This is a genomic window from Micromonospora craniellae (genome assembly GCF_014764405.1).
In the GTDB taxonomy this organism is placed as follows: domain Bacteria; phylum Actinomycetota; class Actinomycetes; order Mycobacteriales; family Micromonosporaceae; genus Micromonospora; species Micromonospora craniellae.
This window is the reverse complement of sequence record NZ_CP061725.1, coordinates 3,661,105-3,676,539: the sequence shown is the minus strand read 5'-3', so window position 1 is coordinate 3,676,539 and position 15,435 is coordinate 3,661,105. Positions and strand designations below refer to the sequence as shown.

Sequence of the window (15,435 nt, the reverse complement as noted above, 5' to 3'; positions counted from 1 at the left end):
TCTCCCTGTCCTGTCGTCGGCATCGTCAGCCGTTCACCATGTCGTGCAGCACGGACTCCTCAGGGAGCCTGAACCCGAGCACGACCTGCGCGATCTGTTCGGCCACCTCCCGACTGACGGGCATCGATCCGCCGACACCTGGTTGTCCACCGTCGGCATTCCAATGGGCCGTACGCTGCCCATGCTCGGAGGAGACGACCACGAGCAGACCATTCACCGTACCGTCGGCGCCGAGCAGGGCGAAGTAGCCGACCGCCGTCGGGTGCTCTTCGAGGAAGGTGCGACCGAGCGAATGACGGTGCGAGCGTTCCGACTCTCTCTGAGCAGGCACCTTCGGTGCGGGGCCAGGCGTCTCGAGCCGTGCTGCGGCGGCATCGGTGACGAGCGGGCCGGGGGCTGCTTCGGCTGGCCTGGGCGCGACTGCGGGCGCGATGTCCAAGTGGGCGTAGGACGTGCTCATCAGTTGTAGGAAGTCGCGGATCGACATCGCCGCCGGATGATCGAAGTTCCACGGATTTCGTAACGACACGCGACCATCAGCGACCGCAACCACTTCGTACGCGTGGCCGGGCACCAGGCCGAACGGGAGCTGATGACGGATCTCCGTCGGGTAGTCCCGCTTCGGCAGCGTGCCGGTGATGATCGGACTGCCGGCGGCCAGCAGTTCGCCGAGTCGCGCCGCGACCGCAGCCTCCTGTCCGGGCCGGGCGTCGAACGTCGACGCCCGACTGGGAGCACCCGTGAGCTGGGCCAACAGTTGCGCCTGCATGTCTGGGGTGCTGCCGACGTTCAGTCGCGCATAGCCGGTCGGCACCGCCTGGTGCGGGTCGTTCGGGCTGTGCCAGAGCAGCCAGTTGGACTGCCACTGCTGGCGTTGTTCCGCGCTCCAGGTCCGGTCGACGGCCGCCAGGGCCTTCTCGAGCAGGGAGGCCCAGGACGACCCGTTCAGGGACTGGTCGGCGTAGGCCGTCGATCCGGCGGCGACGGATTGCAGAGGTACATCAGGGTGCACCGTGATGCGCAGCAGACGACCGGTGGGCACCATCGCCTCACCGAGCAGGGTGCTCTCGTGCAGCAGCACGTCGACGGTGCCGTCCGGGTTCGTCCGGAAGAGCTGCGCCAGCGCGTCCGGCCGGTGACCGGCGACTCCAGCGATGCTGGCGAGGATTCCGCAGTCACCGAGCATGCCCTGCCGTACCTGCTCGCGGCGGGGTGGACCGTCGAAGACCGGTACCGGTTGCCCGGTCCGGGCATCCATCGGTCGCCCGTACTCGACGGGGCGTCGGGGAACAGGGTCGGGCAGGGTGACCCGGTCGGCGACCACGGTGACCTCGCCGGTGGTCACGGTCGGAGTGGATTCGACCTCGGCCACCGGTTCGGGCGGCATCATCGACCGCAGCGCCTCGGTAAGCGCGTTCGGCACCAGCGCCATCCGCCGCGCGTCGGTCTGGTAGTGGAAGGCGTGGGTGGTGAGTACGGCCATCGCGGCGGGATTCGTCCCGTAGGCGGCCCGGAAGGCGGCGTCGATGCGAACCCGGTCCTCGGCCAGAAGCGCCTGGCGGCCAGCCGGGGTGCTCAGGTCGTACGCGGGCGCCGACGCGATGAGTGTGAATTCCGGTGCGCCGTCGAGGGCGTACGGGCGCAGGTCGAAACGGCCGGTCAGGTCGACGTAGACGCCTTCGGCGGCCACCCGGTCGGCCAACCGTGGATCAACCTGGCGGATCTGCTCCAACAGGCTCGGCGGCAGGCCGATGAGTTGCCCGGCCAGGGCGGGCATCCGGGGCATCGAGGACTGGCTCTGCTCCCCGTGCACGGCCAGCTCGCGCAGCTTCGCGGTCAGCTCGGCAGCCTCCGGCGGCGGCCGGAAGCCCGGGGCCAGATGATCGCGGTAGTCGATCGCACGGTACCGCTCGACGAGCGTCGGATCGGGTTGGTACGCCAGGACGTCGTTCACCGTCTCCGGTGTCATCGCCGGCAGGCTGAGCGTCATCACGTGGTGCCAGACGTCACCGGGCAGGACCGCCAGGCGTGCGCCCGCGTCCGGTGTACCCCAGCGCAGGCCCAGATGCTCGACCAGCGTATCGATCTCGGCGCGCAGTGCCACCCGGGCGGCGGGTTCGGCCTGCGCGTACCAGGCGGACATCAGGCGCAGCTCGGCCAGCCGCCCCCGGTCGGAGGCGGTGAGGCCGGCCGGGTCGATCGGCCCGTCGGCGGCGTCCTGGTCGAAGAGGCCGACCTGGGCGTCGCCGGTCTCGTGCCGAGCCAACAGTTCGGCGGTCTCGTGCGCCAACGCGCGGTCGACCACGCTGTCGGCGGCCCGGTCGGAGACGGTCAGGGTGAAGGTGCCGTCCAGGTTGCGGGTCGTCTGCGCCACCGTGCCGGTGGCCAGCTCGCCGGTCGTCACCCGGACGGGCAGGGGGTCCAGGCCGTCGGCCCGTATCTCGAAGACGCCCGGGCCGACGGCGGTGACCTGCGTCGCGCCGATCGGTTCGGCGAGGGTGGGCAGCACCAGCCGGGCCCGGTCCAGGACCGCTGTGGGATCGGCCGCCGGTCGACCGTGCCCGTGAAACTCGGAGTCCGGCAGCGCGGCGACCGTGCTGCGCGCCAGTTCGACGTGCGCGTACGTGGGACTCATCAGGTTGAGGAAGTCGCGGATCGGCATCGGCGAGGGGTGGCTGCGGTTCCACGGGTTGCGCAACCGCACCTCGCCGTCGGCCACCGACACGACCTCGTAGGCGTGCCCGGCGTAGAGCCCGTGGGGGGGCTTGCCGTCCGGGTACGACTCGTAGCTCTTGGCGGGACGCGTCCCGGTGATCACCGGGCTGCCGGCGGCGAGCAGCTCGGCCAGTCGGGCCTCCGCGGTGGCCTCCCGTCCAGGCGTCGGGTCGAGTCGGCCAACCCCGGTCGGCATGCCGGTGAGCTGGCTGAGGAGTTCTGCCTGCACATGCCGGGTGCTGCCGCCGCCCAGCCGGGCGTAGCCGAGTGGGGCGGCCTGGGTGGCGTCCACACCGGGCCGGGCGCTCCACTGTTGCTGCCACTGGTCGTGGCGCTGTGGGGTCCAGGTGCGGTCGACCGCCGCGATCGCCTTCTCCAGCAGTGACGCCCAGGATGTGCCGACCGTCGACTGGTCGGCGTACGCGCTCCGTCCGTTCGAGGAAGCGTGCACGGGTACGTCCGGGAACACGGTGACCCGTAGCCCCCGTCCGGTGGGGGTGACCGTGCTACCCGGCCCGCCGGTCTCGTGCAGCAGCACGTCCACCGAGCCGTCCGGGTTCGGCTGGAAGACCGGTCCGCCGCTGCCCCCCTTCTCGGCTGGGAGGGTCACCCGGTCGGCGGTGACCGCGACATCGCCGGACGGTCCCTGGGCCGGGGCGGTCTCGGCGGCGGCGACGGTGCCCCGTGGCACGGGGGTGATGCTGCGCAGCGCGTCGGTCAGGACATCGGGCACCAGCCCCATCCACCGGGCCGTGCCCTGGTAGAGGAAGTCGTGGTCGGCGAGCAGGGTCGCGGCCCGGTCGCCGTGCAGCCCGCGCAGCGCGGCCCCGGACCGCTGCCGGTCCTCGTGCAGTTGGGCCCGCCGGCCCTCCTCGGTGGTCAGGTCGAAGGCCGGACGGGCGGCACCGAGGTCGATCGCCGGAACGCCGTCCACCATGTACGGACGCAGGTCGTAACGGCCGGTCGCGTCGACGTAGACACCCTCGACGGCGAGCCGTTCGGCCAGGCGCGTGTCGACCGCCCGGATCCGGTCGAGCTGTGCCTGGGGCAGGCCGACGATCTGACCGGCGAAGGCCGGCATCCGGGGCATACCGGACTGCGTGTGCTCGGCCTCGGCGGCCAACTCGCGCAACCGGGCGTCCAGCTCCGCCTGCTGCGGCACCTGAGAGTCCGGGGCCAGCCGGACCCGGTAGTCGATCATCCGAACCTGCTCGACCTCGGTGAGGGTCGGTGCGCCCGCCAGCACCGCCGACACCGCGTCGGGGCCGAGTGCGGGCACACTGAGTTGCATCAGGTGGGCCAGCACGTCACGGGGGAGCAGTGCCCAACGGGCCCGTACGTCCGGGTCGCCCACCCGTAGGCCGAGGTGGCTGGTAAGGGCGTCGATCTCGGCGCGTACGGCGAGACGGTTGGCCGGATCGCCGGTGCCGTAGACAGCGGCGAGCAGGCGGATCTCGGCCATCCGTCCCTGGTCGTGAGCGGTGAGCCCGGCCGGGTCGATCCGGCCGTCCACGTTGCCCGGATCCAGTGGCCCGACGAATGCCCGCCCGGACTCGTGCAGGGCGACCAGTTCGGCCACCTCGTGCGCGAGCGCCCGCGCCACGGTCCGGCTGGCGGCCCGGTCCGACACGGTGACGGTGAAGGTCCCGTCGGGGTTGCGGGTCGACTGGGCCACCACTGCGTCGGTCAACGGACCACTGGTGAGGCGCACCGTCAGCGGGTACTGCCCGGCCGCGTGGATCTCGAACAGGTCCGGCCCGACCTGCACCACCGCGTCCACCTGCGCGTACGGCGCGATCCGGGGCAGGGCGGCTCGTGCCAGGTCGAGTACGGCGGTCGGGTTGGCGGTCGGCCGGCCCAGTCCGTGGAACCCGGAGTTCGGCACGGCAGCCGCAGTGATCCGGCCCGAGTCCGGGTCGGTCCCGGCGTCCGGCCGACTGCCGGGCGGGTCCGTGCCGGGCGGGTGCGTGCCGGTCGGGTCCGTGCCGGTCGGGTCCGTGCCGGGCGGGTCCGTGCCGGGCGGGTCCGTGCCGGTCGGATGCGTGCCGGTCGGATGCGTGCCGGTCGGGTCCGTGGAGCGGGTGAAGACGTTGAAAAGGCGTCCGAGCACGCCGTTGCGCTGATGTGCCCCGGCCAGTCGCTCGGTGAGCCGATCCGCCGCCGACTCGACCACGTCGAGCCGGGCCTCCAGGTCGGCGGTCGCCTGTTCGAGCTCTTTGACCGGCTCCTGCAACCGGTCGACGACCTGGTCCACCTTGTCGGCGGCCGACCGGGCGTCGCTGCGTTCGTCGAACCGGGTCCGGACGTCGTCGGCCGCCAGGCTGGCACGTTTCGCGTACCACTTCGCGGTGCCGATCACCGGAGCGGCGACGAGCGCGGCGACCGGGATGATCGGGGCGAGCGGACTCGACAGGGCGAACGCGATCGCGGTACCCCCCGCACCGGCCAGACCGGTCGTGGCGAAGCTGGCATGTAGGTAGGTCCGCAGACGCGGCACGCCCGGCGGACGCTCATTGTTGGAGGACCGCTGTTCGGCGCGCAGCGTCCGGAGCCGGACCGACCGGCTGGCCCGGTCACCGCCGTTGTCGACGACCACCTGGAGGGCCTCCGGCGACAACTGGGCCATCCGGTCCGCGCGGCCGATCATGCCCTCACGCAACCCGAGCCGGTCGATGACCGCGTACAACTCGCGCAGGGCGGGCTTGAGGGACATCGCATCGGCGTTCTCTACGTGGCGCATGGCGACCCGCAGTTCCCACGAGTCGGCCCGACTGAGGACGTCCGAGCCTTCGGCCGCAGTGGTGTCGCCGTCGCGGGACGGCGACGGGGTCGGTGCCGGCGATCCGATCGCCGAGCGGCGTGCCGCCAGCCGGTCGACCGACGAGGCGACCCGGTCGAGGTTCGCCACCGCCACCCGGAGCCGACGGGCCGCGTCGGTGACGACGGCCTTGGCCGGAGCAGCGAGCCGTTCCACGCCTGCCGACGAGTCCCCTACCGGGTTCGGATGGTCCAGGTCCCACTTGCGGCGGGCGTCCTTGACGCTGGTCTCCATCCGTTTCAGCGCCAGGTCACGTACCGAGCCGAGCACCCCGCCGGCCGCCATGTTCAACGGCCCCGCCCCGGCCGCGACCTGGACCACGCCCGCCAGGCCGACGGTGGTGGCGGCCTGCACCAGCGGCCCGGGGGTCTGTTCCACCGCGTACACACCGGCCTTCGGCACGTTGCTCGGCCGTGCGTCGCTGTCCGTGGCGTCGGCCGGTCGGCCGCCGAAGATCCGCGCCATCCGGTCGGCCAGCAGCCGACGGGCGTGGCGGTCTGCGACCGGGCGCAGTTCGGCCGGCAGGTGCTCGCGACGCTGCTCCGCCCCGGGAGTGCCGTCACGCAGGCCGAGTTCATTCAACAGCGCCCGCAGGTGACGGGCGTGCGGGATCCGCGCCAGACCGTGGGCGGCATCGAGCCGAGCCGCCAGCTCGGTGAGCTGCCTGAGCGCCTCCGCGTCGGCGGGATCGCGGGTGCTGTTCGACGGGTCAGCGGTGGTCGTGCCACCCGCCGGGTCGCCGGGTCGGACCGAGGACGTGGCATCGGGGGTGGCGAGCCCCGCCCAGGCCGGGTCGCCGAAGAGCAGGCGCCGGAACGAGTCGGCGGCCCCGTGGCGGCGGTGCGACTCGGCCAGCCGCCGATCCAGGTCGGCCACTCGCTGCTCCAGGTCGGCCGCGCGACGGGTGACGTCGGCGACCCGGTCCGTCACCAGATCCACCGGCCCCGCCACTGCCTCGGTCAGCTGCTTCAGCTGGGCGTCGGCCGGAATCGCCGGTGTGCCCTTGTCCCAGGTGTCGCGGGCGTCCTTGGCCGCCGCCTCACGGCGGGCCATGATCGGGTCGACCACGGCCCCACCGGCCGTCGCGGTCAGACCGGCGGTGATCGCGAACCAACCGAGCCGCAGTTGACCGATCAGGGCACCGACGAGGGCGATGCTGCCTGCGGCGAGCGCGCTCGGCGTGTTCTCCACGGTGCCCATCCACCAGGGTGAGACCTTGCCCGGTCGTTCCCCTTCGGCCGCTCGCCCGTCGACGACCATCGCCGCCCGCTCCCGCACCGCCGCGACACGGGAGCCGCCGAAGCGGTCCGCCAGCGACCGGAGGTCGTCCGGAAGCAGGTCTCGGCGCTGCTCCACACCGGGCGTGCCATGCCGCAGGCCGAGCGCGTCGAGCAGGGCCCGGATCTCGCGGGTCGCCCGGGGGCGGGCGTAGATGGACCCGGCGGCGCGTTGCGCGGCGAGAGTCCGCAACTCGGCGAGGCGCCCCTGCTCGTGCGGGGTGAGGCCGACCGGGTCGGGGGAAGCCGCCGTCGTGGACGGGTCGCCTGACTTGCTGGTCGTCGGTGCCGGGGCGATGCCCGCCGACGGGCCGGGATCCGGCGGGCCGAAGCGTCGCGGCCGACCGATCAGTCGACGGCGCCGCTCCCCGGCGTCGAGCCGCTGTCCGAGCGCCTCGACCTGGCCTTCCAGCCGGGAGGTCGCCGAGTCGGCCACCCGGATCGGTGCTCCCACGTCGTCGGCCCGGCCGGCGACCTCGCGGCCCGTGGTGACCTCGGAGTCGACCGCGTCGCGGACCTCCTGACGCTTGTCGTGCCGGGCCCGACGGTCCTCGGCGGCCAGCCCGGCCCGCTTCGCCAGCCATTTCGCCGGGCCGGTGGCGACCGCGCCGATCGCCCCACCGACGCCGAGCATCAGTGCCAGCTCCGGCCGGCCGAGATCCAGGGTCAGCTTCACCGCCAACGCGGTGAGCACCGAGTTGGTGGAGAAGTGGGTGATCACATAGGTACGCAGCCGGGGCAGACCGGTCGGACGGGGGTCGCTGGTCGGCGCGGCGGGCAGGCGGTCCATCGATCTGCACTTGCGGTCGGTGTACCAGTCCGGGTACACCTCGGTCAGGGCGGTCCGCGTCGCATCCGGCACTCCGGTCAGGCGCTGCTCCGCGCCGAGCATGCCGTCGCGCAGACCCAGGCGGTCGATCACCGCAGCCAGTTCCCGCCGGGCGGCACCCAGCGACCAACGATCGGCGGCGGCCACCTGATGCGCGGCGGTACGCAACTCGGCGAGGTCGGCGGGCGAGAGCGGGACCACCGTCGGTGTCCCCGTATCCACCGGTCGCCCGAGGGCCGACAGCTCGGCCACCTCGTGCGCCAGCCCCCGCTCGACGACCCGGTCGGCGGCCCGGTCCGAGAGCGTCACCACGGCCACGCCGTCGCTGCCGAACCGGCCGGTCGCCACCGCGCCGTCCGCGACCGGCCCACTGGCCAAGCGCATCGCAAAGGTGCTGCCATCGGCCCGGGTCACCTGGTACGTACCGTCCGGGCGGGCCTGGACCTCGGACACCCCCGCGTGGGAGGCCACCTGGCCGGCCACCGCACGGGCCCGGTCCAGGACCGCGTCCGGGTCGGGTTCCGCCCGGCCCTGGCCGTGGAAGTCGGTACCCGGCAGCGCACTCGCGGTGATCACCGGGCCTGCCCGGCCGCCGTACGCCCGGGCATCGCCGACCTCGGCCCGGTCGGCAGGTCCGGTCAGGCTGTCGGTTCCACCTCGGGCCACACCTGCCGGCCCTTGATCCGTCCCTCTCGTCGCGCCTGGGCGTACTCCTGCATGACCCGCCGGGGCGGCAGGCTGGGATGAACGGTGATCACTCCCGAGCGGTCGATGATGTAGCTCCCCTGGCCCACGTGCGTCCCCGAGGCCCGTTCCTGCTCCGAGAGTCTCTCCCGGGCCAGCCAGCCGAACTCGAACTCCCGGAGCACGATCGGATTCGGGGTCGCCAAAAGCCGGCTGATCAGGGTCAGCGCCTCGTCCTCGGTCAACTCGTCCCTCTCCGTCAGGCACCATCATCGCCCAGAGGGCATGGGTTTCCCGGATGTCTGCGGCCGGCATGTCCGCCGACGTCGACCCGCTCTGCGGATCCCACCACACCGGCGCGTCGGCACCGACCGGGAAGACGATCACGAACGCGTGGGCGCCGTCGATCTCCAGTTGGCCGTTGGCATCCAGGACGGGCTGCCCCGCAGCGTCGACGTACAGCCAGTCGGCCACCACGAGCGCCGACGTGCCGGGACCGGCCTCCGCCACCTGCCGGTAGAGGTCGGCGTACTGGTCGGCGACCGCCTCGGTACGGGCCGACAGGTCGGTGGGCAGGTTGCCCGGCCCACCGATCCAGTCCCCGCCGATCCACGCCTCGGCCCGAACCAGGCCGCCCCGCTCGCCGGAGACCCGGTCGATCGTGCCGTCGTCGGCCCGGTCCGCCCAGCGGGGCACCGACACCTGCGGGTCGCCGTGGAAGCTGGCCAGGGCCGCCAGCGACGCGTCGAGGCAGTTGTTGGCCCGGCCTGGCTGCTCCGGCCCGCCATCGTTGACCAACTGCCCGTACGGGTGGGTGGACGGGTCCGCGAAGGCGGCGTACCCCTCCGGTGTGGCAAGGCTCGCGGCCAGGACGTCCTGAAAGCGTGGATCCTCCAGTGGGGCCAGCTCACCCGGCCCGTACCGCCGGCTGTCCGGCAGCGACGGCGCGGGACCGGCGTCGGTCAGGCCGTCGGAGTCGGCCAGACCTGGCGGCCGGTGATCCGGCCCTCCCGGCGGGCCTGCGTGTACTCCATGATCAACAATGGCACCGGCAGACTCATCTGTGCCGTGACCACTCCAGTCCGATCGACTATGTAGCTCCCGTGGCCCAATTGCCGGCCCTGGGCCCGTTCCGGTGGCGACAGTTGCTCCTTCGCCAGCCAACCGAACTCGAACGGATGCAGTTCGATCTCGTTCGGCGTGCCCAGCAGGCGTTTGATCAGTGCCAGCGCCTCGTCCTGTGTCACCCGGACCCCCTTCCACCGACGGCACCATCGCCCACAGCGCGTACGTCTGTGCCATGTACGCCGCTGGGGGTTGCGGCCACGTCATCCCCCGTTGCGGATCCCACCAGACCGGCCCGTCGGCACCCTCCGGATGCACTACGACCAGGGAGTGCGAATCCCCGGCCTGGACGTGCCCTTCGTCGAGTACGACTTCCCCGGTGCTCGGATCCGTTCTGTGCCATTCGACCACGACCAGGACCGCCGTGCCCGGACCCGCCTCCGCGACCCACTGGTGGAGCTGCGCGTACTGCTCGGCGACCGCCGCCGCGTTCTCGGTCGGCGTGGTGGGCAGCTCTGCCGAGCCGCCGGACCAGTCGGCGCCGAGCCACGCCTCGGCACGGTCGAGACCGCTCGCCTCCCCGGCCAGGGTCTCGATCGACCCGTCCGCGCGGACGTCGGGCCAGCGGGGGAGGGAGACCTGCGGGTCACCGTAGAAGCTGGACAGGGCCGCCAGCGAGGAGTCGAGGCAGTTGTTGGCCCGTCCCGGCTGGTCCGGACCACCATCGTTGATCAACCGGCCGTAGGCATGCGTCGACGGGTCGGCGAACAGCGCGTATCCCTCGGGTGTCCGTAGACTCTGCTCGACGTTCGACTGATAGCCGGGCTGCTCCAGCGGTGCCAACTCCCCCGGGCCGATCCGCCGCGTCTCCGACAACCTGAGATCGGTGTCGGGCAGTGCCGAACTGGTCTCGTCCGGCGTCGGTGCGCCGGGGTCGCTCAGTCCGTCCGGTCCGGAGTCGGCCAGACCTGGCGGCCGGTGATCCGGCCCTCCCGGCGGGCCGCCGTGTACCGCTTCATGACCAGCGGTGGCGGCAGGCTGGGATGCGCGGTCACCACCCCCGTCTGGTCGATGATGAAGACCCCCTGCCCCAACTGTCGGCCCTGCGCCTGCTGCTGTGGGGAGAGCGTCTCCTGGGCCGCCCAGCCGAACTCGAACGGGAAGACCACCACCGGGTTGTCCGTCCCGAGCAGCCGAGTCATCAACTGCCGGGCTTCCTCCCTGCTCATCGGCATAGCCGGGGTGCACCTCCATCGACCACAGGTTGTGCGTCAGTCCAACATAGTCCCCGGGGAGCGGGTCGGTGATGGTGCTCGCGTACAAGGGGTCCCACCACACCGGGCCGTCCGCGCTCTCCGGGTACACCAGCAGGAACGCGTGCTGGGCGGCAGCCTGGGTGTGGCCGTCGGCGTCGAGCCGCGGAGCGGCGTCCTCGCCGAACCGTACCCAGTCCACCACGACGACCGCAGCGGCGCCCGGCCCCGCGTCCCGCACGCTCTGGTAGAGCTGCGCGTACCGGTCGGCCACAGCGTCGGCCCGCTCGGCGGGCGTACCCGGCATCGAGTCGTTGGCACGGTCGCCGACCCAGTCGCCGCCGATCCAACTCGCGATCCGGTCGGCACCGCCCAGTTCCCCCAACTCGGTCTCGATGGAACCGTCGTCGAGCCGATCCGGCCAGCGCGGATGGGACACCTGCGGATCACCGAAGAAGCTGGCCAGCGCGGCGAGCGTGGAGTCGACGCAGTTGTTGCTCCGCCCTTGCTGGTCCGGCCCACCGTCGTTGATCAACCGCCCGTACGGGTGGGTGGACGGGTCGGCGAAGACCGCGTACCCCTCGGGAGTCCACAGGCTGTCCGCGACGTCGTCCTGGTAGCGCGGATCCTCCAACGGCGCCAGTTGCTCCGGCCCGTACTGCCGCGTGTCCGGCATCGGCCAGCCCTGCATGTCGGGCCAGATCGCGGCGTTCGGATCAGTGAATCTCGGGTCGACCACCGACGCCGGATCGATGCTCTGCTCGATCCTCGGCCCGTCGTCCGACGCAGTCGAATCCGGCGGTAGGACCGCGCTCGTGGTGCCGTCGGTCTGGGCCGGCAGGACCGGGTCGCCCTCAGCGTCGAGCACGATGGCCCAGACGTCGCCTGCTGTGTCGGCGTACAGAGGCCCACCGTCAGACAAGGTCGCGTTTTGGCCATCGAGCCAGATGATCGTGCCCTCATGGTTGACGGCGTTCCATGTGTGCCCACGCTCGTTTGAATCCGAAAGGTTGGCCGCGACCAGGGCCGCCGAGCCGGGTCCCGCCTCAAGAAGCCGCGCCGCAACGGCCTCCAGTGCCGTATTGCCGCTTCCCTGATGGGAGAAGCGTGCCTGCAATGCCTGCTCCTGACGAGCAGTACTGCCAAGCTCCGCCTCTGCCGAAGGTTCCGTCAGCGCTGCCACTTCTGGACGGCCGTACCAGGTTGAAAGGACAGAAAGGCCGACGTCCGCGCAATTCGTACTCCGGCCTGGCACCGTGGGACCACCGTCGTTCAGTAGTCCCGCCCAAACTCCAAGACGGGGATCTGGGTAGGGCGTCGGGCGTCCGGTTACCTGTTCTCGGGGCACGGCATCGGCTAGAGCATCCTGGTCGGCCTGCTGCGGCGCTACCAGACCCTCCGGTCGACCATAAGGTCGAGTCTCGCTCAGCGGTCGTCCGTTACCCACCAATCCGGGCACCGGTGGTTGATATGTATCGACGCTCCGTTTTGAGTCTGTTAATGGCTCTACATTGAACTGCGGAAGAAAGTGTGCGCAGGACCGGCAAGGCGGCCGATAGTGCCCGAGTTCATAGGGGACACCATCTACCCATGCGGACTTAACCTGATGGGTGACGATCTTGGCGCCGTCCAGAGCTGTCAGCGCGTATTGCTCAAAGGCGCCGGGTTTTCCCGCGTCGCGCCACTGCTGCTCGATCTGGTAAAGCTGATCGGAAACCAGAGCTACCTCGGCACATTTCCCGTGGCCTCCTCCCTTTCCTTTACCGAGTTGCGCTGCAATACGATCAAGCGCAGCCTGGGCAAGGGGGTGCACTGCAGGCTGCGTTGGAGGACTGGTGCTCCTGTCTGCAGTCATGCTGGTGTGGGTCGTAATGACACCACCGGGCATGAGTAACGCTCCAGCCATGCCCGGTTGTTTGCTCTTGGAAACAACCGCGCTCTTGATCGCCCTTCGGACGGTCTCGGCCAGCGTCCGCGAAGCCTCTACGAGGCTGCGTTGAGCATCTGGACCTGCAGGGTCACCATCCACCGATGTCGGATCGAGCTGCCAGCTGTGCGTACTGCGGCCGGTCGGTGAGTCCGACCGCCTGAGGGTGTCCGGGTTCACCTGCCCGGTGTCCGTACCCGGTCCCACCGGCCCGACCCGCCCGCTGTTGACGGTACTTCCGGTGCTGGCCGGCACCGGGACCACGACCGGCCCGTCGGTCTGCGAGACCTGGTCGGTCCGCCCCATCGCAGGGTCGCCTGCGGTGTCGGGAGCGGTCGGCCCGCTGGTGTCGACGGTGGTGGCTGCCGGATCGCTGCCGGCCGTCTGGGTCGGCACCGTGGGTGCGGCCGGCACACCCGCGTCCGTCCGGCCCGGAGCGGGTCGGTTGTCCGGGCGGCTCGTGGTGTCCTGCTGGGCCGGCACGCCCTGGGCCGGAGTGGCCTGCTGGTGGGGGGCGCTCTGCTGGGGGCCGGTGGCAGGCTGGTTGGGGCTGGTGGAGGTCGGGCCGGTGGACGGGGACAGCGATACCGAGCCGGCCGAGTTCGCCGCCGCCGGATTGACGGTCGGCCCGACCGGAGGCGTACGGTTCGCCGCCGGCTGCGCGGTGGGGTTGGTGGTGCTGGGCGCAGTGGTGGTGGCCGCATTGTTCGCGCCGGTCGTCGGCGGTGCGGTGTTGGCCGGCGGTGCGGTATTGGGGCCCGCCACCACCTGGGGACCGGTGGACACCGTAGGTCCGACCGGGGGAGCCGAGTTCGCGGCGGACGGGACCGTCGGAGCGACGTTGCCCGGCGTCTGAGCGACCGGCGGCGCGGTGACCGAGTTTCCGGGAAGCACGGCTGGTGGCGTGTCCGCGACGGTGGGATCGGCGCGAACATCGACAGAACTGGTGTCGGTGAAGCCGTCCGTGGTGGGTGTCTCGGTCACGCTGCGGGCGGGTCCGGCCGTGCCGTCTCCGAGTGTGGTGGTACCCGCTTCCGGCCCTGGAGCCGTCACCGGTCCACCGCTGGCCTGATCGGTCGAGCCGCTGCCGAGCCGGTCGGTACCGACCGAGTCGGGGGTCGGGGCGACCTGCCCGTCCGGGACACGCTGCGTAGTGGTGTCGCTGGCGGGTGGGCTCGTAGCGGCGATGTCGCCGGCAGGCGCCGTGGCCGGGCCCTCGGCGACGACACCGGCCGGAGTTCCGGTCACGCTGTCCGTCGTGGCCGGAGCACCCGTCGTAGCCCCGTCGGCCGACGGGACCGCCGAGGTGTCGGCCGGCGAGGTGACCGCCGCGTCGGCGGTAGGCGGCGCGAGGCTGATCGAGCCTGAGCCACTGTCCGGCACGGTGTCTACGGGAGTGGTGTCGATGTTCCCGTCGCCGGGGACGTTCAGCGCACCGTCGGCGCCACCGGTGACCGTGGCGCCGGAATCGGCACTGGTGTTGCCGGTCGCGCCGGACGCCGCACCACTGGTGTCGGTGCTCGTCGAGCCGGTGGTGCCGGAGCCGCTTCCCGACGTCGCACCGGTGGAACTGCCGCCGTTGGCGCCGCCTGTGGCACCACTGCTCGTGGAGCCGGCTCCGGCCGAGCCGGTGCCCGCGCCGCCGTTGACGCCGCCGACGTTGCCGAGGCCGTTGGTGTTGCCCACATTCAGGGACGGATTGATCCCGTCCGCCGGGAGACCGGCACCGGGATTGAAGTCTGCACCCGGCCTGCCGAGGCCCCAGTTGGTGACGTTCGCACCCACGTTGCCCAGGCTGCTGCCGATCATGGTCAACCCGGTACGGCCGGCGCCGCTGGTGAATCCGCCGATGAACGCGTCCGCGCCCGGCATCGCCCACTGTCCGTTGACCATGCCGTTGGCGAGCACGCTGGCCGCCGGCGAGACGACGGCGTTCTGCAAGCCGGAGGCAATGCTGGTGGTGCCCCAGCGGACCACCCCACTGCCCGGGAAGGACAGCTGGGAAGGGCGGAACGAGAAGGGCATGTGCGGTGCCATCCGGCGTCCGGCGAAGTTCATGCCGGTGCCCAGCACACCGCCGATCGCGCCGCCCACTCCGGCGGTCAGCGTCCGGTTGCCGTCCCACTGCTGCCGCTCGCCGGTGTGCATCTGGTACGCCTGGGCGCCCACGTCGATGATCAGCTCTTCGCCGATCTCCTGGACCAGTTCCAGTCCGAGCTGGGTCATCCCCTGGCGGAATCCCTGAGTGCTGACGATCTGCCCGAGCCGGGTGCCGGCGGTTCGCAGGGCCGCCTGCATGCCGGCGCGGGTGAGCAGGTGCCGGCCTATCTGGGCGAGCAACCGGCGAAAGGCGATCGTCACGGCCTGCCGGCCGGCCGCCAGGATGCCCGGAATCGCCGTGGCCGACACACCACCCAGCCAGGCCATGAGCAGGGCGACGAAGACCGCGATGACGGTGATGAAGACCGCGATGAGCACGGTCAGCTTGGCGTACTCGATCTCCAGGGCGGCCTGGTCGGTGCCGGCGGCAAACGCCGCGGCGACCTCCTGCATCAGTGGCAGGCCGTTGTTCGGGTCGACGGCGACCTGGTTCCACAGCCCACCGAACGCCTCGCCGGCACCGCCGCCCCAGGCTTGCAGGATCTTCATGACCGCCGGGTCGGCCGCGCCCAGCGCCTCGCCGATCGCGTCCGCCATCTCCTGCCAGGCGTCGGCGAGTTCGCGCATCTGGTCCTCGTCGCCGCTGGGCCATGCCTCGCCCGCGCTGACCCAGCAGATGGCGTCCCAGACCCACGCGTACTCGCCCAGCGAGTTCCTGGGATTGGGTACCCCCACCCCGCGCGCTCCTCCGTCCGATGTCGACCCGT

The 15,435-nt window shown here is 71.7% G+C and carries 1 protein-coding gene; it reads right to left on the bottom strand.

Features of this window, described 5'->3' with window-relative positions:
• Window positions 1-25: 25 nt before the first annotated feature.
• On the bottom strand, window positions 26-15,403 hold the full coding sequence (locus ID554_RS16390; RefSeq protein ID WP_117229909.1) for a toxin glutamine deamidase domain-containing protein: 15,378 nt from the start codon (window positions 15,401-15,403) through the stop codon (window positions 26-28).
• Window positions 15,404-15,435 lie beyond the last annotated feature (32 nt).